The organism is Corynebacterium sp., assembly GCF_022712275.1.
In the GTDB taxonomy this organism is placed as follows: Bacteria; Actinomycetota; Actinomycetes; order Mycobacteriales; family Mycobacteriaceae; genus Corynebacterium.
Window position 1 is genome coordinate 15,451 of the sequence record NZ_JALAGU010000050.1, and the last position, 18,516, is coordinate 33,966.

General features: G+C 64.3%; 26 protein-coding genes and 1 tRNA gene. 6 read left to right on the top strand and 21 right to left on the bottom strand.

All coding sequences use genetic code 11. From position 1 onward, the window contains the following. Window positions 1–65: 65 nt before the first annotated feature. The 11 genes from Q0A27_RS11835 to Q0A27_RS11880 form a co-directional block, all read right to left on the bottom strand. Window positions 66–305 carry a glutaredoxin domain-containing protein gene (locus tag Q0A27_RS11835; RefSeq protein ID WP_291475721.1) on the bottom strand — a complete coding sequence of 80 codons (240 nt, stop codon included), beginning with the start codon at window positions 303–305 and terminating at the stop codon, window positions 66–68. Further along, on the bottom strand, window positions 298–612 hold the full coding sequence (locus Q0A27_RS11840; protein ID WP_291475723.1) for a hypothetical protein: 315 nt from the start codon (window positions 610–612) through the stop codon (window positions 298–300). The genes Q0A27_RS11835 and Q0A27_RS11840 overlap by 8 nt, the downstream gene beginning before the upstream one ends. Window positions 613–646: 34 nt before the next feature. Then, window positions 647–1,066, bottom strand: a complete 420-nt coding sequence (locus Q0A27_RS11845; protein ID WP_291475724.1) for a single-stranded DNA-binding protein — start codon at window positions 1,064–1,066, stop codon at window positions 647–649. A gap of 476 nt (window positions 1,067–1,542) precedes the next feature. Then, window positions 1,543–2,304 carry a helix-turn-helix domain-containing protein gene (locus Q0A27_RS11850; RefSeq protein ID WP_291475726.1) on the bottom strand — a complete coding sequence of 254 codons (762 nt, stop codon included), beginning with the start codon at window positions 2,302–2,304 and terminating at the stop codon, window positions 1,543–1,545. Window positions 2,305–2,490: 186 nt separating this feature from the next. After that, complete coding sequence (locus tag Q0A27_RS11855) at window positions 2,491–2,802, bottom strand: HNH endonuclease (protein WP_291475728.1); 312 nt, start codon at window positions 2,800–2,802, stop codon at window positions 2,491–2,493. A 491-nt stretch (window positions 2,803–3,293) separates the two neighbouring features. Beyond that, a complete protein-coding gene (locus Q0A27_RS11860; protein WP_291475729.1) occupies window positions 3,294–3,740 on the bottom strand; it encodes a hypothetical protein in 447 nt (148 codons plus the stop codon). 8 nt (window positions 3,741–3,748) lie between these two features. Next, window positions 3,749–4,096 carry a hypothetical protein gene (locus Q0A27_RS11865; protein WP_291475733.1) on the bottom strand — a complete coding sequence of 116 codons (348 nt, stop codon included), beginning with the start codon at window positions 4,094–4,096 and terminating at the stop codon, window positions 3,749–3,751. 9 nt (window positions 4,097–4,105) lie between these two features. Next, window positions 4,106–4,687 carry an ERF family protein gene (locus Q0A27_RS11870; protein ID WP_291475735.1) on the bottom strand — a complete coding sequence of 194 codons (582 nt, stop codon included), beginning with the start codon at window positions 4,685–4,687 and terminating at the stop codon, window positions 4,106–4,108. After that, on the bottom strand, window positions 4,684–5,610 hold the full coding sequence (locus Q0A27_RS11875; protein WP_291475737.1) for a YqaJ viral recombinase family protein: 927 nt from the start codon (window positions 5,608–5,610) through the stop codon (window positions 4,684–4,686). The genes Q0A27_RS11870 and Q0A27_RS11875 overlap by 4 nt, the downstream gene beginning before the upstream one ends. Before the next feature lie 323 nt (window positions 5,611–5,933). Further along, window positions 5,934–6,149, bottom strand: coding sequence for a helix-turn-helix domain-containing protein (locus Q0A27_RS15070; RefSeq protein WP_367273325.1), 216 nt, complete (start codon window positions 6,147–6,149; stop codon window positions 5,934–5,936). Next, entirely contained in the window at window positions 6,136–6,291 is a 156-nt protein-coding gene (locus Q0A27_RS11880; protein WP_291475738.1) for a hypothetical protein, read from the bottom strand. Before Q0A27_RS11880 ends, Q0A27_RS15070 begins: the two co-directional genes overlap by 14 nt. A 961-nt stretch (window positions 6,292–7,252) precedes the next feature. Between Q0A27_RS11880 and Q0A27_RS11885 the strand changes: the two genes are divergently transcribed. The 4 genes from Q0A27_RS11885 (at window position 7,253) to Q0A27_RS11900 (ending at window position 9,881) form a co-directional block, all read left to right on the top strand. After that, window positions 7,253–7,555 carry a hypothetical protein gene (locus tag Q0A27_RS11885; protein WP_291475740.1) on the top strand — a complete coding sequence of 101 codons (303 nt, stop codon included), beginning with the start codon at window positions 7,253–7,255 and terminating at the stop codon, window positions 7,553–7,555. Between the two features lie 376 nt (window positions 7,556–7,931). Next, window positions 7,932–8,213, top strand: coding sequence for a hypothetical protein (locus tag Q0A27_RS11890; RefSeq protein ID WP_291475742.1), 282 nt, complete (start codon window positions 7,932–7,934; stop codon window positions 8,211–8,213). 122 nt (window positions 8,214–8,335) lie between these two features. Beyond that, complete coding sequence (locus Q0A27_RS11895; RefSeq protein WP_291475744.1) at window positions 8,336–8,707, top strand: hypothetical protein; 372 nt, start codon at window positions 8,336–8,338, stop codon at window positions 8,705–8,707. A gap of 37 nt (window positions 8,708–8,744) precedes the next feature. Next, window positions 8,745–9,881, top strand: coding sequence for a tyrosine-type recombinase/integrase (locus Q0A27_RS11900; RefSeq protein WP_291475746.1), 1,137 nt, complete (start codon window positions 8,745–8,747; stop codon window positions 9,879–9,881). Between the two features lie 8 nt (window positions 9,882–9,889). Here Q0A27_RS11900 and Q0A27_RS11905 read toward each other — a convergent pair. Continuing rightward, a tRNA-Leu gene (locus tag Q0A27_RS11905) sits at window positions 9,890–9,971 on the bottom strand. A 170-nt stretch (window positions 9,972–10,141) separates the two neighbouring features. Between Q0A27_RS11905 and Q0A27_RS11910 the strand changes: the two genes are divergently transcribed. Further along, on the top strand, window positions 10,142–10,594 hold the full coding sequence (locus tag Q0A27_RS11910; protein WP_291475748.1) for a hypothetical protein: 453 nt from the start codon (window positions 10,142–10,144) through the stop codon (window positions 10,592–10,594). Window positions 10,595–10,599: 5 nt separating this feature from the next. Further along, the gene (locus Q0A27_RS11915) at window positions 10,600–10,995 is read left to right on the top strand and encodes a DUF3817 domain-containing protein (protein ID WP_291475749.1); all 396 of its coding nucleotides are present in this window, start codon (window positions 10,600–10,602) and stop codon (window positions 10,993–10,995) included. Window positions 10,996–11,070: 75 nt separating this feature from the next. On the opposite strand, the gene Q0A27_RS11920 is transcribed toward Q0A27_RS11915, so the two are convergent. The 9 genes from Q0A27_RS11920 to clpS form a co-directional block, all read right to left on the bottom strand. Next, window positions 11,071–12,453 carry an amidohydrolase gene (locus tag Q0A27_RS11920; RefSeq protein WP_291475751.1) on the bottom strand — a complete coding sequence of 461 codons (1,383 nt, stop codon included), beginning with the start codon at window positions 12,451–12,453 and terminating at the stop codon, window positions 11,071–11,073. Window positions 12,454–12,490: 37 nt separating this feature from the next. Further along, entirely contained in the window at window positions 12,491–13,135 is a 645-nt protein-coding gene (locus tag Q0A27_RS11925) for a non-canonical purine NTP pyrophosphatase (protein ID WP_291475753.1), read from the bottom strand. Further along, complete coding sequence (gene rph / locus Q0A27_RS11930; RefSeq protein WP_291475754.1) at window positions 13,136–13,906, bottom strand: ribonuclease PH; 771 nt, start codon at window positions 13,904–13,906, stop codon at window positions 13,136–13,138. It lies immediately after the preceding gene. Window positions 13,907–13,940: 34 nt separating this feature from the next. Beyond that, window positions 13,941–14,750 (bottom strand): MBL fold metallo-hydrolase, encoded by an 810-nt coding sequence (locus tag Q0A27_RS11935; RefSeq protein WP_291475755.1) that lies wholly within the window; start codon window positions 14,748–14,750, stop codon window positions 13,941–13,943. A gap of 79 nt (window positions 14,751–14,829) precedes the next feature. Then, window positions 14,830–15,684, bottom strand: coding sequence for a glutamate racemase (gene murI, locus Q0A27_RS11940; RefSeq protein ID WP_291475756.1), 855 nt, complete (start codon window positions 15,682–15,684; stop codon window positions 14,830–14,832). A 99-nt stretch (window positions 15,685–15,783) separates the two neighbouring features. Then, entirely contained in the window at window positions 15,784–16,440 is a 657-nt protein-coding gene (locus Q0A27_RS11945) for a rhomboid family intramembrane serine protease (protein WP_291475757.1), read from the bottom strand. Further along, window positions 16,419–17,561 carry a P1 family peptidase gene (locus Q0A27_RS11950; protein WP_291475823.1) on the bottom strand — a complete coding sequence of 381 codons (1,143 nt, stop codon included), beginning with the start codon at window positions 17,559–17,561 and terminating at the stop codon, window positions 16,419–16,421. The genes Q0A27_RS11945 and Q0A27_RS11950 overlap by 22 nt, the downstream gene beginning before the upstream one ends. A gap of 14 nt (window positions 17,562–17,575) precedes the next feature. Next, window positions 17,576–18,166 (bottom strand): DUF2017 domain-containing protein, encoded by a 591-nt coding sequence (locus tag Q0A27_RS11955; protein WP_291475759.1) that lies wholly within the window; start codon window positions 18,164–18,166, stop codon window positions 17,576–17,578. A gap of 4 nt (window positions 18,167–18,170) precedes the next feature. Continuing rightward, the gene (gene clpS / locus Q0A27_RS11960; protein WP_014009270.1) at window positions 18,171–18,476 is read right to left on the bottom strand and encodes an ATP-dependent Clp protease adapter ClpS; all 306 of its coding nucleotides are present in this window, start codon (window positions 18,474–18,476) and stop codon (window positions 18,171–18,173) included. Window positions 18,477–18,516: the final 40 nt, after the last annotated feature.

Consider the following 18,516-nt stretch of genomic DNA (forward strand, 5'->3'; position numbering starts at 1 on the left):
CTCCTTCTCATTCCCGGCGATGATTAGCGCTATCGCCAGCCCGTAGGCCAGTAGCAGGCCGACAATCAAGCGCCGTGCTTTTCTACGAATCGTGCGATTCCCTGGGCGTCGGCACCGGAGAACGAGTCGAACCCGTCCGTGACCACCGGGGCGGCGGTGAATCCGTGCGATTTGATGAGCTTCAGAGCGTCCGCGTCCTGGAGAATGTCGATCTCCTGGTAGGGCACGTTGTACTTCTTGAACTGTGCCTTGACGATGTTGCAGTGGGGGCAGTTGGGCTTCGAGTAGACGGTGACATCAGTCAACGGGGGTGACCTCCAGAATGTTCGGATAGGTGCTCAGCGCGTGGTTTCGGTAACCGCCGACATGGAAGGTGTAGGTCTTCCCCACCTCAATGGAGTCGTAGCGGTCGGTCGCATCGAACTTCCACTTGCTGATGGAGTCTTCGACGGTGAGGGTTCCGCAGTCGTCGGTGAAGACGAACCAGGTCTTGTCCTTCGCTTCCTTGTCTTCCACGGTGCAGGTGATGTCCTGTTGGTTCATGGCGGCGCAGCTTGTGAGTGTTGCGGCGGTTGCCGCTAGTGCGGCTGCGGCGATGATCTTCTTCGTCAAGCGGTTTCCTTTCGGCTTGTGATTGTTTTTCAGGTCAGAACGGGGCGTCGTCACCGGTGGTGTTGAATCCGCCGCCGAACGACTGCTGCGGCTGCTGGAAACCCTGGCCGGCACGCGGCACGGGCAGGGTGACGCGCTCAGCGAGCAGATCCCACGAGTCCTTCTCCTCGCCTTCCTTCGTGGTCCAGGTGGTGTGCTCGATGGAGCCGGTCACGTCGATACGGTCACCGCCGTTGACGGCGGCTGCAATGTCCTTCGCGTCGAAGCCGAGGACGGTGACGCGGACGAACTTGGTCGGGCCGTTCTCGTACTCCCCCGACTGTCGGTTCTTCTTGCTGGTGCCCCACATGATGGTGAGGCTGGCGTATTCCTTGCCCGCGTTGCTGGTCTTTAGTTCGACGCCCTTGTCGGTGACTCGTGCGTTGCGGATGGTGATGACATCGCCGTAGGCCATGTGTGTCTCTTTTCTGCCCGGTTGGGCGATAGTGTAAAAACCGCGATTTGCGGCATCGAAAAGCCGCGCGGCATAAGTTTGCTCACGCGGCGGATAAAACTCTCTCTACGGGGCGTACAGGCGCTATTCCAGTGCCCTGCGTTCCCCATTCGCAATCAGCCCGATACGCCGATCACGCTCATCCCTCCGAACCTCACGACGGCGCTCCAACTCCGCACGCTTCCGAGGGTCCTGCTCCCACTTGCTCAACACCGCCAGTGCAGCCTCCTTCATGTCCTGCGGTGTGACCTTCCCCCACTTCGACCGGTTCAGCGCCCACCATGTGACCGCCTCCGGCCACACCTCCACCGGGACAGGCACTTGTGACAGTGCCTCGCCCCATGCGTGGGCGGCTTGCGGTGACGGTGGGGGGAACTTGTCGGGGACCAGTGTCGCCCCCTTCTCTAGGACGTGCGCGGCAAGGCGCGTCCAATCAGTCACTCGATCTCCTTCACGATCTCTCCTTCGATCACATCCGAACCCACCACCGACAACCACGACGACACGGCAGGCTCGAACTCGTCCTCATACCGGCCAGCCGACAACCAACCCTCCGGATTCTTGACGTACCGCTTCTCAGTGCCCGCGACAGACCTGGCATACTCCGCAGCCTTCGCCGTGATCAGTGCCGGGTCGGTCGTCTTCACTGCCTCACGCCACCGTCGCAGCGCCGCTTTCTTCCCTGTCTTCTTCGGGTACGCCCGCCAGAACGTCTCGAACTCATCGGGGTACGCACTAGTATTCTCTCTAGTCTTCTCCTTAGTCTTGTTTCTAGTCTTCTTATGCGGCTCAATATTTGAACAGTTTGTGCTCAATTTTTGAACACTTGCCTGCTCAATATTTGAACACCCCGTGCTCAATTCTTGAACACCATCCGACCGTTGCTCACTATTTACGCAACGGGGGGAAGCGTGAACCACATACTCGATGGTGCTAAACATCCCGCCGTTCACCCTCCCCTGAATCCGCTCAACGTAACCGGCTTCGATCAGATCGTTAATGGCCGACATGACCGTGTTCCGTGAGCGTCCCAACGCCTCCGCAATGGTTGACGTGTTCAGCTGCCACCCGGTGCGATGCGAGCGCATGTACAAGTACACTGCCTTCGCCCGGTCCGTCAGGTCTGGGTCACGCATGAGGGTGTTCGATACAAGGGTGAAGTCATCCTCCGGCCTCGGCCCCTGCGTCACTCTGGTCACGATCCACCTCCTCTAGCGGGCCGACCTTACGCCGCATCCATCGGTGCTCGTGGTCCGAGTAAACCCGCTCTGCCGTGTGCCCTCCATCTACGCGTTCCCACGGGGGCACAGTGGCGGACCCGCGTGTTTCCCATTCTCCCGAGCACTTATCCCGGATCTGGAAGATGTACTCCCACTCAAAATCGCTCACTCTTTCTCCACCTCCGTCATTGTCCCGTCCTCATGCAAAAGCACCCACCGGCCACGGCGCAGCACCGGCTCATCCTCCGGGTAATCAAACCCGTGAACAATCCAACCGTTGCGGTACGACTCCGCAGGATGACCATGAATGTAGGTGTGGCAGTCATGGCAGATCCCGATCCCGTTCACCACCACATGCTCACCACCCTGCGACCGAAGCTGCCGATGATGCCAATGCTCAGCAACACCACCACACACCCCCGGAATCAGTGCCTCACACGCCGGCCACCCCGCCATGTCCTCAGCGCGTTCAAACACGCGCCTGTATACCGTCGCCGGCATTTGCTTAGGGGGCATCCGACCACCTGAGAACCTCTACTAGTCGCCCGTACAGTTGTCCTGCCGGGCGAGCCCACGACGCGCCGCACCGTTGCGACTTGTACACATTGCCGTTGCGAAAGTGGATCACCTGGTCTCCATCGATGATCGCCGCCCCGTCTTCTAGCCTGTTATGGATCTCATCGCCGAAGATCACGATGTCTCGGTCACGTTCTCTAATTCCCATGTCGCCAACCTCCCATGCTCTGCCGCGTCATCAATCACGTGCTGCAACACCTCCACCATCAGGCCAACCTTCGCCGCCCTAACGACCACATGCTCTGGCCTGCCACCGTCCGTCACCTGAGCGAAGATCACATCACCCTGCGGGGTCGCACTGACCGCCGTGGAATCAATGACCGCGCCCCTGCGGAACGCACGCCAATACGCCTTCTGAAGTGCCCTGCTGACACCCCCGACATAGATCCTGCTCACTCGCCACCCCACTTCAGAACCTCACGCGGTGCAGTAGCAATGTGACTACCCGGCATCACCGTGCATGACTCATCAATCCACCCGTCATCAACCTTCCTCCACCAGCCCGAACCGAACCGCTTAGCAATCTTCGTACCGACGGGAGCGTCCTGATAGTCCGCAGCGCACCGCAGGAACTCCGGAGGCTTCACCTTCTCCCGCTCGGCCCTCTCTCGCTCCTTCACGCGAGCCTCGACAATCGCAGCGAACCGCAGGAACCCTGGGGACTTTCCCAGAGTCTCAGCCTTCTTCGTTCGCTCCTTGTCTCGCTCCGCCTGATCTTTCTTCACTGCCCACGACAGTGCCCCGAGATGCGACAGCACTTGCCGCGTCTCCGGCCCCTGGTAATCCAGTGCCCGGATGCCGCCCATAGCGGCATTGATCCGACCAATATCCGTTGCCATACTCTCTCCTACCTCCCGGCGTTCCCATACGCCTGTCGTACTGACGCGCCTAACGACTGGTAGGTCCTAACCTCCAAGTCGAGCGCCTTACTCTGCCTGTCCGCGTGCTTATAAGCGGCCTCCGCAACGTCCCGTGCCTCACGCTCCACAGCGGTCTCCAGCTCAACAACTGCCTCACGCTCCTTCACCGGCCCCTCAGCCTCCAGGTACCACCGCGCTTTCGCTCGGTCGTACTCCCGGTCTGCCTCCAGGAACGCCGCATACCTGTCCGACGTGATGCGGATGCCGCGTGAAATGCGGGTCACCAGCTCCGTCAAATGGGCTTCGATCTGAACCGGATTCAGCGGTTCATCCATCCGAACCTCCTACTTCGCCCCGGCGAGCGTCCGACCATAAGCCGCCCACTCCTTCTCCGCGCCAGCGTGCTTCGCCCGAGCCTGCATCTTCCGAAGCTCGTCCAGATCGGTGACCTGAGACATCTTCTCGATGAACGCCGCCTTCTCGTCATCGTTAACGATCTCGTAACTGAACGAATCGGGGTCCGGCTCGTCAGTCGGCAGGCAAAGCGTCTGCAAATACGCCGTACGCAACGCCACCGACATAGCCTTAGCCGTCGCCTTATCGCCAGAATCAAACGACTCCGCAGCAACACGACTCACCAGCTCTGAACCATCCGGGCCGCGCCACACCACCTCGACAACAATGTCCACCGTCTTAGCCTTGCTGTTCTTCGTCGGCTTCTCGCCGTACACGGTGAACTCCGGCAGCAGACGCGGGTAGGCGATCAGGCCATGCTTACGCATTGCGGGGCCGCAAATATTTAGAACCGCATCAATGCCCCGGAAGTTAAACCCCTGGTGGGTATTCTTGTCTCCCTTGGCAAGGTAGGTAACGTCACGCATAACAGCGTTGATCGCGTCATGCACGTTCATCTTCTGTTCTGTCATTCATCCTCCTTCAGGGTCACCTTCACGCTCGGTGCCCCGTCCTTCTTGATCGTGTACTTCTCGTCCAACTCCGGATAATCAGCGGCGAGGCCCCTCCGGTCGAAGCTGTTTGTCCTCCTACCCGGTGCGACCTCCACAACCGCGTTCGGGAACTCCGTGCGCGACGGGGAAACACCGACCAGTGCGAGCAGGTCAGCGCGAGCCGCCTTCACCATCTCGTCAGCCCGTCGAAGCTCGGCACGCAACCGTGCAGCCTCAGCCTCAGCCTCACCCAACAACTGCGCAGCTGCCTGCGTCTCAAAGTCCGCACTATCACCCGTCCGCAGATCCGGCGGCGTCCAGTCCAGAAACCGCAGGGCGACCGCCTGAAGCTCCGCGATCAGTTCCTCGTCGCGGCGAACCATGCAGTGACGGACAGGGCGCAGATCCGCCCAACCGTCCTCGTCCGACCAGTCCTCCCACGAGAACAGGCACTCCGCAGCCCCGGTGACGGCGAGCTGCCACTGCACCTGCACCACGTACTGCGGCTTGTCTTTCCGCACATCCGACCAGTCAACCCACGCATCCGACTCGTCATGAATCAGGTGGGTTTTGATCTCCCCCACCATCAACCCATCCGCAGTCATCATGTCCGGGGTCGCACCGAAACGCGGCTCATCCTCGTTCACGGCGAGCGACTTGTTAGGCAGCAGCTCCGGGCGGTTCGCTGTGATAGCCGCAGCGATCACCGGCTCCCGCTTCTTTCCATGCTCTGTCCACTTATTGTGGAACTTCCTCGGCGGGTTGTGCTTCTCCCGCCACAGTGACATGAACGCCGCGTCCGACCCACTGCGGATCTTCGCCATGTCCGTAGCGGTCACAACCTTCTGCCGCTGCTGAAGCCATTCGGTCTCGCCGGTGTTCGGCAGGATAATGAAACCCACTATGGCACCACCTCGTAGGGAACTGGGCGGTTCTCCTCAACCGCCGCAACAAGCGCATCCCACCGATCCCATGACACCGACACGCCACCGCAAAGATCATCACGACCAGCACGCGACAACACGCGATCAATCGACACGCCGCCCCGCTCCACATTCACTGTCAGCAGCGAACTGCCAACCACATCAGTCAGCCGCTCATGAAACACGCGCATCACGACACCCCCGAAACCGCGTCCACCTGCGGCGAACCGTCCAGCAGCTCACCGGCAACGAACAGCAAGCCGACCAACATTGCAACCAAAACAACCAACATCAGGGCCTCCTCAGACCATGCAATAACGAACAGCCTCATCAATCGGGATACGAATACGACGCCCGTCAAACTCCGACGAAGACCGAATCTCACCAGCATCAACACGCCGGCGAACCGTCTTCTCCGACAACCCCGTCACCCTCGCCATATCAGCGACAGTGAGAACCAAAACCCCCTGCTTGCCCAGCGCGTCCCACACATCTCGCCGCGCCTCACGCCGCGTCATCGCCAACCTCCGGAAGGCCAGGCAACCCCCGCGCCGCCAGATCGTCCCGAAGCCCCTCAATGATTGAAGCCCCATACAGCGGATTCCCGTGATCCAACTCTTCGCAGCCACGCAGATACCAGTAGGTAAAATCGTCACTCATGCCGCCACCGCCTGCGACTTCATCAGGGCCACACACACCGCACGAACCTGCTCCATCTCAGAAGCGATAAGCCTCGCCTGCCCCCTACCCTCGAACGAACCATCCGCCCGCGAAAGCACCGACTTCAGCTCGAACCGCATAGCCTCCAGGTACTCCGCGCACTCTTCGGTAGTCGTCACCAGATGCCGACCCCGCCGCCACGACTTCACCGTCGAGGGAAAACGGTCATCCGAGTAGCAGCCACCGCGCCCCGGGTGAACCGTCTTCTCGTATCGTCTCGTCGTATTGCTGTCCCACTTCACAAGATCTCTCCTCCATGCAGAAACCCCGCCGATATGTTCGGCGGGGCTGTAGGGCCTGGGGGATTACGCAGCAGCGAGTTGATCTACCAAGTTCTGCACATGACGTATCGCCGCCTCTCCGGTTGGGTCGGAATGGCTAGGGCGATGCGCTGCCAGCGGGGTGACAAGTCTGATCTCTTCGAGTCGTTCGTGTTCAGCATCCATGCGGCGCATGGCTTCGGTAGCCATAGTGCGGCACTGCCTACGCGTGATCGGAACCTGGTGGTTCCGTGCGTAAGCAACTGCGATGTACGTAAGTTCCCCAACGTTCACTGGGCGGACCTCTCTCGTAGTCACGTAATCCCCCAGGGCTACTTCACTAGGTTCCCCGGCGCTCCGCCTGCCCTGTTCGGGCGGCTTCTCCGTGCCGGTGAGCACAACTGTAGGCGAAGTGTTTGCCATATAGCAAGCCCCACGGCAATCTTTTTTTGCCTTCTTGCAATCGGCGCAGGTAGAACGCGGTATCTGCGGTCGAAAGATCAGCGCAATCCATGTCACAGATGCGACCGGGAAGCGCCCTATCGCGGGCACGAGAAGACAAAACTGCAACTTCGCAGGTCTTCGAACGGCAGCCGAACAGGACCTGCCATATGGCAAGTGGATTGTGTATGATGACAAGCATGAACATCTACGAAGACCACAGTGCCTGGATCAAGTCCCTCGCTGCCGACAGCACTATCACCGGCACTGCCGAGATGATCAACGTCGCACCCTCGACGCTAACCCGCTACCTGAAGCGCAACAACAACAAGCTCAGCGCGGACTACATCATCCGGATCAGCCTGGCCTACGGGAAAGATCCCCTACTGTCCCTCGTAGAGACTGGGAAGGTTCCCCCGGAGTACATGGACGCCAAACCCCCGACAGCTGAAGAGAAGAAACAGCTCCTACGCGAGATGTTCGAAGCCCTCGACAACCAATAACCCCCGACCCCAGGGCGGGGGTTTTACTCTGCCCTCACCTCATCCGCCAGAGCCGCAGCAGTATGCGGGAACCGCAGCAGCGACAGTGCCGCCAGCACGCGCCGGCAATCCTCTCCGCAGGCGGCCTCGATCAGCCAATCATCGTGATCTGTGGTGAGTGTCATCCTTCGCCCTTCTCTTATCGTCGGCGTGGTGTCCGACTCGAACAGTGCAGCATTGTTCGAACGCCCGTTCGATACGCTGTTCGGATGATGGTAGCAGTCGGGCCGGACACGTATGGTCACTATCACCCCCAAACGTTCACCCCCGTCATGTCAAATGACAAGACGGCATGGTTAAATGGCAAGTCCTACACGCGCACGACAGAGGAGACAGCATGAGCAGCAACACCTGGGGCAATCAACATCAACCCGGCTACGGACCCCAAGACCAAGCGAAGCCCCGCAAGAACCCCTTCCACACCGCCGACATCACCGGATCGCTCATCGTCGCCCTCGCAATCATCGGCATCATCATCGGACTCGCAACCGCAGGAGACGATGACACCGCAGGCGTCGCCATCATCGGAGCAGCCGTATGCTTCGCCGCCCTCGGTCTCATCCTGTCCGCCGTCGCACGCATCGGAACCGGACTGTGGGAAGCGGGCCACATCAAATGAAACGAGCACTCACAGCACTAGCTGCGGTCACTGTCCTCAGCCTCGCAGCGTGTGGCGACAACGGCACTGATCCATCACAGACCGCAAGTAGTCCGTCTTCCGACAACTGGATACCCGAAGACATGCTGAACAACCGCAGCGTCACCACCGACCGGGACGGCACTACGACGCACTTCGGCTCCGAACAGGACCGCAGAAACGTATTCGAACACTGGATCTGCGACACAGGGAAGAACGCCGACCAGACAGTCGTCTCCAGCGGCGCGGCGACAACCGCACTCAACAGTGACAACCAGAACGACAAGACCACAGCGCTCGACATCCTTCTGAAGTTCCAAGGCTCAGACGCCATCGACCCCGGCGTACCGCTCACCGTCGCCCCGGACGGTGAGACATGTGAAGGGTGGGTATGGGATCACTACCTTGCGGGACAGTCAGACAGGCTGTACGACACATTCACCGACGAGAAAGCCAACGAACTCGGACTCATCTAGCCCCGCCACCGAGCGGGGCTTCACCTTTTAGGACACCATGCCAACACCACAGAAATACCAAGCCGCAACCGGCACCCGCTGGCGCATCCAATACCGCGACCCCACCGGCACACGCCGCACCAAAACCGGCTTCAAGACAAAGAAGCAAGCCGAACACTGGGCCGCTGAAAACCTCCTAGAACGCTCCGCAGGCACATGGGTGGACCCCGAGAAGGGGAAGGCCACCATCGGCGCTCTAGGTGCTCGCTGGATGCGAATGCAAACCCACCTCAAACCATCCACCATCAACCTGACAGAAGGCCAGTGGAACGCACACGTCAAACCCCGGTGGGGCGACACACCCGTCCGCGAAATCACAACACCCGACGTGCAAGCGTGGGTCAGCGTCGAGATCGACAGCGGCCCCTCAACCGTCCTCGGCGCACACGCAATCCTCGCCAAAATCCTCGACCTCGCCGTCGATGAACGCAGGCTCGCCACCAATCCCGCCCGGGGTGTGAAGCTCCCGAAGAAAGGCAAGGGGGTGAACGTGTACCTCACCGCCGAACAGCTCCGCGCCCTCGTGGATGAGTGCAGTGTGAAGGGTGATCTGATTTTCCTCCTCGGCACCGTGGGACTCCGGTGGGGCGAGGCGGCAGCACTGCGCGTGAAAGATGTTGACTTCGACCGCCGGCGAATCAGCATCACCCGCAACGCCGTGACCGTGAACCAGGACGTGATTATGGGCACCCCGAAGCCTGGCGAGTACCGCACGGTCTCGGTGCCGGGTGAAGTGCTGGCGAAGCTGAAAGAGCGGGCGAAGGGTAAGCGTCCAGACGATCTGCTGTGGCACCGGGCGGACGGTCGGCCACTTCTGAAGCTCACCGGCTCCAGCTTCTTCCACGGTGCGGTGAAGCGGCGCATGGCTGCCGATCCTGACTTCCCCCGACTGTCGCCCCACGGGCTGCGTCACGTTGCTGCCGGACTGATGGTGTCCTCCGGCGCGAACGTGAAGGTCGTGCAGCGGCAGATGGGGCACTCGTCGGCGGTGGAGACGCTGAACCGGTACGCGGATCTCTTCGATGGTGACCTCGATGCGGTGGCGGATCGGATGGACGAGATTCTTGGGAGTGCGTCAAATGTGCGTAAAACGAAGAAGAAGGCCACCCCGGATGATTCCGAAAGTGGCCTCTGACCTGCATGTGCGCCCGGGGAGACTTGAACTCCCACGTCCGTAGACACCAGGACCTAAACCTGGCGCGTCTGCCAATTCCGCCACGGGCGCATGCACGCTCTCACGTGCGCAGAGATCATCGTAGCAACGCCTGATCAAGGGTGTGGATCCGGCCCGGCGGACCCGGTGGCCGGGCAGACCGGAGAGCGTCACTGTGTCCCCTGTCACGCCGGTCCGCCGGGGTTTCGACCCCGTCCACACGCACGGGTACGGTGGAGTGCGTGTCCCGGGAAGCCCAGAAGAATCCTTTTCCGCTGCGTGTCCGCATCGTGCAGTGGAGCTTTCTCACCGCCGCGGTGATCGCCACACTGTGCCTGGCGTGGTGGCAGTGGGGGCGCTGGCACGACAGTGACGGCACCTTCCAGAACCTCGGCTACGCCCTGCAATGGCCGATCTTCGGCCTCTTCTTCATCGTGTGTTACCGCAAATACATGGAGTACGAGCGTGACCGCGCCAACGGCGACGAAGCCCCCGCCGTCACCAAGCCGACCTCCCCGGACGAGATCACCGAGCTGTCCACGGACGTCCTGCCGCAGCGCCAATCCCACCAGCGCTCCGAGGACGCCGCCGACGTCTTCACCGACGACCGCCGACGCCGTGCCCGCGAAGCACGCGAAGCACGCGAGGCCCGTGACTCCGGCACCACCTCCACCGACGAGAACAGGATCTCCTGAACAGCATGTCCTCCCCTGCCAACCCCACGCAGAAGTCCGCCGCACCGGCCGTCGCCGCCACCCCCGAGCGCAAGCGTCGGGTCCAAGGTGCACTGACCCGCTACTCCGTCATGGCCTACATCACCGGTGTCATGCTGCTGTGGCTCTGTGTCGACATGATCCTGCAGTACATCGTCTTCAATATCGCGGACATCGACACGCCCAGCTGGTTCAAGTTCGTCGCCATCGCCCACGGCTGGATCTTCATGGTCTACTGCGTGACCTGCCTCGACCTGGGTGTCAAGGCCCGCTGGGCGCCGGGCAAGTGGGTCACCACGATCCTCGCCGGCGTCATCCCGGTGCTCTCCTTCGTGCTGGAGCGCCGTCGCCGCGACGAAGTCCGCGAAACCTTCGACCTCTGACGCAGGTTCACCGCGTCACCGCTCGTCCCTGGGTCGGGCGGGTGTCTGGCAGAGCATGGCAGAGCATGACGGAGCTCAGTCAACCTTGCCGGCGGCACCCGCCGGCTTCGAAGCCCCCGACGGCTCCCCTGCCCAGTCCGCCGCCGCCCAGTCGTCGTCCGGCAGACCGGTCGGACGCCACTGGTGGCCCAGGCACGCCAGCACCGCCACCGCCGCGGACTCCGTCGTCACCGGCAGGGACGCCAGGTCCGGCAGGAATCCCGGATTGTGGTTCGAGGGGATGTCGATGTCGAGGCGCCCCGCCGCCTCCGCACGGGCCCACTGCCGACGCGGTGTGATCCCCACAGTCCAGAACAGGTAGGGGCAGCCGAAGGCGGTGGGGATGACCGGGAAGTCCTCGGACGCCGTCCACGGCTCCATGTCCTGCGAATCCGCACCGAAGTGCGCGTCGAAGTGCGGACGCACCACCTCGAAGACCCCGGCGTCATTGTCGGTCGCGGCGAGCAGGCCGACGAAGCGGAACTCCGGCTCGCGTTCACAACCGGCCGCCACCGCCTCGGCACGCACGATGCGTTTGATGGACTCCACCGCCTTCAGCCGCCACCGCTCCGAGTAGAACCGGCAGCTCAGCGCGATCTTCGCCGAATCGGGGATGACGTTGTTCGCCTTGCCGGCCTCTATCGAGGCGACGGTGACCACACCGAACTCCCCCGGCGGCAGTTCGCGGGAGACGATGGTCTGCAGCTTCATCACCACCGCCGCGGTGAGCACCACCGGGTCCACACCCCGGTGCGGCATCGAGGCGTGCGCACCTCGTCCGAACAGGGTGATTTCGATGGTGGTGGAGCTCGTCGTCATCGGCCCCGGCGAGCAGTACACCGTCCCGGACGGACCGGGTAGCACATGCTGGTCCAGGCACACATCGGGCCGGGGTACCACATCACACAGACCGTCGGTGACCATGCCGTGGGCGCCGATAGCGGCCTCCTCGGCCGGCTGGAAGACCATGATGACCGTGCCGGACCAGTCCGACCGGGTGGCGTCCAGCACCGCCATGGCACCGAGCGCGGTGGCGGTGTGCGCGTCGTGGCCGCAGGCGTGCATCGTCGGCACCTGCTGGCCGTGCGCGTTGAGCTGCGAATGGGTCGAGGCGTAGGGCACGTCGGTGGCCTCGGCGACGGGCAGTCCGTCGAAGTCTGCCCGGTAGAGCACCGTCGGTCCCTCGCCGTTGCGCAGCACGGCGGTGATGCCGTAGCCGCCGATATTGGTGGTGACCTCCCAGTCCGGGAAGCGGTGCAACTCGGCGTGGATCCGGGCGGCGGTCTCCCGCTCCGCACCGGAGAGCTCCGGGTACCGGTGCAGGTCCTTGTAGAGGTCCACCTGCCAGCTCAGGTCGACGGGGCCGGCGGCTCCCACGGCGTCACTGACGATCTGGGACGGACTACCGGACACACTCACGGCGTCACCGGTTCCTCTCTGACTGGGGGAAGGGGTTTCAGTTCCCTACTGTAGCCAGCACCCGCAGCATCGGCACCAGCTGAGCCAGTGCGCGACCACGGTGGGACAGGGCGTCCTTCTCCTCCGGGGACAACTCGGCGCTGGATCTACCGGGGGCCTCCTCCGGTTCGAACAGTGGGTCGTAGCCGAACCCGTTCTCCCCCTTCGGGCCGCGCAGCAGGGTTCCACGCCAGGTCCCGCGCACGGTCGTCTCGGCGTCCTTCCCGAGGGAGGACGCCATCTCCGCCGGCAGGGCGAGCGCGCACGCCGAGACGAAGCCTGCACCACGCCGGTCATCGGGGACGTCGGAGGTCTGGGCGAGCAGCAGGGCGTTGTTCGCCTCATCGTCACCGTGGCTGCCGGACCAGCGCGCCGAGAGGACGCCGGGCATGCCGTTGAGGGCGTCCACCGTGATGCCGGAGTCGTCGGCGACAGTGGGCAACCCGGCGTAGCGGACGCCGTCGCGTGCCTTGATCAGCGCATTGTCCTCGAAGGTCGCGCCGGTTTCCGGGGTCTCGGGGTACTCGTCGATATCACGCAGGGTGAGCAGTTCGATGCCCTCGATGCCGGCGGCGGCGAGGACGCGCTCGAGCTCACCGAGCTTCTTGGTGTTACGGGACGCCACCAGAACCTGGACGGCCATCTAGTTCCACTCCCCCAGGGTGACGGCCTCGCCCAGCTCGGCGTCGAGGGCGGCGCGCTGCAGGTCGACGAGGTCGTAGAGACCGCCCTCAGCGAGGTCGAGCAGCTCGTTGAGCTCGCCACGGCTGAACTCGGCGTGCTCGCCGGTGCCCTGGATCTCGACGAACTTTCCCTCGGCGGTCATGACGACGTTCATGTCGACGTCCGCCCGACTGTCCTCCGGATACGGCAGGTCGAGGCAGGGCACACCGTCGATGACGCCGACGGACACGGCGGCCACCGGGTCGAGCAGCGGCTCACCGGGGACCACGCCACGCTGCCGGAGCACGGCCAGCGCATCAGCCAGGGCGACGTAGGCGCCGGTGATCGAGGCGGTGCGGGTACCGCCGTCGGCCTGGAGGACGTCACAGTCGATGTTGACCGTGTTCTCGCCGAGGGCCCGCAGATCCACGGCGGCGCGCAGGGAGCGGCCGATGAGGCGGGAGATCTCGTGGGTACGGCCCTTGACCTTGCCCTTGAGCGCCTCACGCGGCATGCGCTCGGCGGTGGCGGAGGGGAGCATGGCGTACTCGGCGGTGAGCCAGCCTTCGCCGGAGTCACGCTTGAACCGCGGCACGCCCTCGGAGACGCTGGCGGTGCACATCACGCGGGTGTTCCCGAACTCGACCAGCACGGAACCGGCGGGGTTGGTGGTGAAACCACGGGTGATACGGACCGGACGCAGTTCATTGACGGCGCGCCCGTCGAAGCGGGTGTAATCGGAGGAAGTCATGCCGGACAGCCTACCGGCCGGGAAGTCCCCGTCCTTACCGCCCCGGCGTGACCACCATGTCGGGCACCGCGACATCCACCGGCCCGTCGTAGAAGCGCCGTGCCCCGCGCAGTGCCCCCTCTACATCACCCCAGGGCGGAATGTGGGTGAGCACCAGGCGTCCCACCCCTGCCTCTGCGGCGGCCTGGCCGGCCTCCTCGCCGGACAGGTGCATCTGCGGCGGGTTGTTGCCGTTGTCGCGCTCCCCCCAGGTCGCCTCGCACAGCAGCACATCAGCACCGGCGGCGAGGGCCGCGAGATGCGGGGTGGCGGCCGTGTCCCCGGAGTAGACGAGTGAGGAACCGTCGGCGTCCTCGATACGCATGAGGTACGACTCGGTCGGGTGCACAGCGGGGGCGGCGTAGAGCCGGGCGTCGCCGATGCGGTGCTCGGTGTAGGCCGGATCGGGGAACGCGACCGGTCCCTCGGTCGGTGCGCCCCAGGTGACCATGTCGAAGATGTCGGAGAAGTCGTCGACGTCCTCGAGCCTGTCGGCGGACGCCCGGCCCAGGTGCACCGGGGCGATCGACGGTCCGAGGAGCGTGTGCCTGCGTGTCGCGGCGTCCGTCGGATGGTAGCGCTGCCACACGGCCAGTGACGGGAAGTCGAGGCAGTGGTCCGGGTGCAGGTGGGAGAACACCATGTGGACGTCACCGGGACGGTCGTGCGCCTGCAGGCGGGCGAGGACGCCGGGACCGATGTCCATGAGGATGCGCTGTCCGTCGGACATACGCAGCAGATAACCCGACGCGGCATTGTCGGGCGATGCGAGGCTGCCGGAACATCCCAGAATCGTCATCTCCATGACACGCATTGTCCCACAGGTCGACATCCGGGCGGTGACCGGACTTACCGTAGGCTCACGTCCGCGTCCGCCGGAGTGCTCACCGCAGGATCTCCGGGATCTGACTCACGCTGGTGACCTGCGGCCCCAGGAACCGGCTGGCGAGATGTGCGAACCGCTGCGGGTCACCGGTGGACTCGAAGGTGTGCACCGGCTGGTCACCTTCACTGCGGTCGGCGAGGATCCCGCCCTCGTTGAGCGTGCGGTAGACGGTCTTCATCGTCTCCTCCGCGGAGTTCACCAGGGTCACGTCATCCCCCATCACCAGCTGGAGGACGCCGGTGAGCAGCGGGTAATGGGTGCAGCCGAGGACGAGGGTGTCCACACCCTCGTCCTTCAACGGTTCCAGGTACGCCTCGGCGAGTCCGAGGATCTGGCGTCCGGTGGTGATACCGCGCTCGACGAACGGGACGAACTGGGGACAGGCCTGCGCGAAGACCTCGACGTTCGGGTTGGCGCGGAAGAGGTCCTGGTAGGCACCCGAGGTGATGGTGCCGTGCGTGCCGATGACGCCGACCCGGCCGTTGCGGGTGACGGACACAGCCCGTCGCACCGCCGGCAGGATCACCTCGATGATCGGGACCGGGTAGCGCTCGCGGGCGTCACGCAGGAAGGCGGCGGACGCGGTGTTGCAGGCCACGACGATCGTCTTGCAGCCGCGGTCGACGAGGTCGTCGGCGATGGAGGTGGCGAGCTCACGGACGACGGCCAGGGGCTTGTCACCGTATGGTGAGTTGGCGGTGTCGCCGATGTAGATCATCGACTCCTCCGGCAGCTGGTCGACAATCGCGCGGGCGACGGTGAGTCCGCCGACACCGGAGTCGAAGACGCCGATGGGGGAATTGTCGAAACCTGCTTCTGCCGTGCCTGCCATGCCTGCGGTGTCTCCTGCCATGGCGTCCGATCCTAGTCGGATCTCCCCGGCACCCCGCCCCGGATGTCCGGAAGTAGTGGCGGGAGGTTGCTCAGCCCGCGCGGAACCGGCTCTTCGGCACTACTTCCGGAAAGCCGGGCCAGAAGAGGCCTGCCGCCCGGTGAGGAATGCTGCGACACCGCCGCCGACCGCGCCGAAGAGGTGGCCCTGCCAGCTCACACCGGGATCACCGGGGAACAGGCCCCAGAACAGGCCGGCGTAGACCAGTGCGACGACCACGCCGAGAGCCATCTGCCCGAAGGACTTCACGAAGAAGCCGCGCAGTACCAGGAAGGCGACCCAGCCGTAGATGAGGATCGATGCACCGACATGCACCGTGTTCTCCGGGCCGGTGAGCCAGATCCCCACACCGCCGATGATCACCGTGCACACCGAGGAGCCCCACACGGCCTTCTGCCCGGACAGGGCGATGAGGAAGAGCAGTACAGCACATGCCGGGGTGTTCGCCAGGAGGTGGTTGACGTCCACGTGGAGGAACGGGGCGATGAAGATCCCCCGTAGCCCCTCCAGCTCCCGGGGTTCGACGCCGTAGCCGGTGAGCCGGTAGTTCGACAGGGCGTTGACCGCCATCAGCACCCAGATGAGGACCAGGAAGGACCCGGAGGTGATCAGGGCCCTACCGGTGCGGCTGCGGCGGAAGGTCGACGGCGACTTCCCACCGGTGGTGGCGGGCACACCGGGGGACGCAGGTGTGGTCACGACATCAGTTCCGTCCACGAGGGTACGTCGTACATCGAGGACGCCGCGAGCACCGCATGCACCACGGCGCGCTCCGCACAGTCGGCGGCGACCGTGGCGAGCAGGGCGAGTTCCTCACCGGGGACACCGGCACCGGTCTCTCCCCCACCGCCGGTGGACAGTGCGAAGAAGGTGTCGCCGTCCATCGGCAGGTGGGAGGGACGCACCGCCCGGGCCAGCCCGTCATGGGCGGCCATGGCGAGCCGTTCTGCCTGGGCCTTGGTGACCGGGGCGTCCGTGGCGACGACGCCGATCACGGTATTCAGCGGAGACCCGTCGGATGCAACGGATGCAGCGGACGCATCCGGTGGCGGCAGTTTCGTCCCGCCGAGCCCTCGGGCGAGCAGTGCCGCCAGACCACCGTCGTCCGGGTCAGGGAGCCCGCCCCAGTAGCGGTCGAACTCTCCGACACCGTCGTGATCGAGCTCGGCTCCGAGGCCCCAGGGCCAGCCGGTCAAAGGATCCACGACCGAGCCGACCGGGTTGGCGACCAGGCCGACGGCGACCGTCTCCCCGGTGGGCAGGACCGCACTGGCCTGGCCGAAGCCGCCTTTGAGGGCACCGGCGGTGGCGGCACGTCCGGCACCGACACAGCCGTTGACCGACGGGCCGGTCACCCCGGGCAGTTCGTCGAGTGTGCCGAGCGCATTCACCAGCGCCTCGCGTCCACAGTCGGCGTCAGGCCGCTCCGCCGGTGAGCCGACGGGCAGGTCGAAGATCACGGCGGCCGGGACGATGGGCACGATCGGGCCGTCCGGCACGGCGTCCCCGAAAACGGGGAATCCGATACCGCGCTCCTCGAGCCCGGACATGACTCCGCCCGCGGCGTCCAACCCGAAGGCGGAGCCACCGCACAGGGCGACGGCGTGGACCGCCTGCATGGAGTTCGAGGGCCTGAGCAGGTCGGTTTCACGGGCCCCCGGGCCGCCGCCACGGACGTCCACCGCACCGACAGCACCGGAGGGGCAGGTGACCACGGTGACGCCGGAGGAGACCGGCGTGCCGGCGTCATCACGGGCCGGGGCATGGCCGACGGCGATGCCGGGGACGTCCGCCAGGCCGTTGACCCGGCCGGGGACCGCACCGAAGGAGGACGACATGGCTGCCACGGCGTCTATCCCTCCTCGAATCCGTCGGGCACGTCGAGCTCGCCCATCATGGCGCTGAGCAGCGTATCCTGGTGGTAGCCGAGCCAGTCGAGGTAGTTCGCGGCGGTCTCGGCTTCCTGGGAGGATTCCCCGTGCTCCACGCGGTACACGTCGAGCTGGGCGGAGTGGTACGTGCGGATGTCTGCCACCGCATTGAGCCACGGCCCGGCCTGGTCGGTACCGATGCTGATGTTCACCGACCCGTCGGGGCCGAGGGCGTCGATGAGGATCCGGAGGTTGATCAGCTTCGCCTTGATGATGTCGGTCTCGGTGAACTGCCGGGTGACGGACGCCTCCCCCTCGACCTCCTCCGCCCCGTCGCGGAAGAAGGAGGGCAGTAGACGGGCCAGGGCCGGGTCCTCCGGCGCGTCCGTGTGACCGGAGGGCAGGCCGGTCATCTCGGCGAGCTCGTCTTTCGGGGCTGACCGGGCGCGGCCCATGAGGGCGTCGGAGACCGTCACGGCGGAATCGCCGAGCATCTCGCGCTCCAGTGGTTCGAGACGCATCTGGTAGCGGGTACCGCGGACCAGACCCTTCTTCTTCGTCCAGGGGATCACGTGATCATCCTTCGCTGCGCTGCATGGTGGCCCACAGGCCGGCGGTCTGAAGCTTCTTCACGTCCGCCTCCACCTTGTCACGGTCCCCGGAGCTCACGATGGCCTTGCCTTCGGTGTGCACCTCCATCATCAGTGCGGTGGCACGTTTGCGGGAGTAGCCGAGCACGGTCTGGAAGACGTAGGTGACGTAGCTCATGAGGTTGACCGGATCGTCCCAGCAGATACACAGCCAGGGCAGGTCGGCCTCGGTGAGTGTGTCCGGCAGTTGCTCTGCCACAGGTGTGGCAGCCGGGGCGGCAGGAGAAGTCATGTCACCCAGACTACCGGTGGTCACCGACGCGGCAACGGGA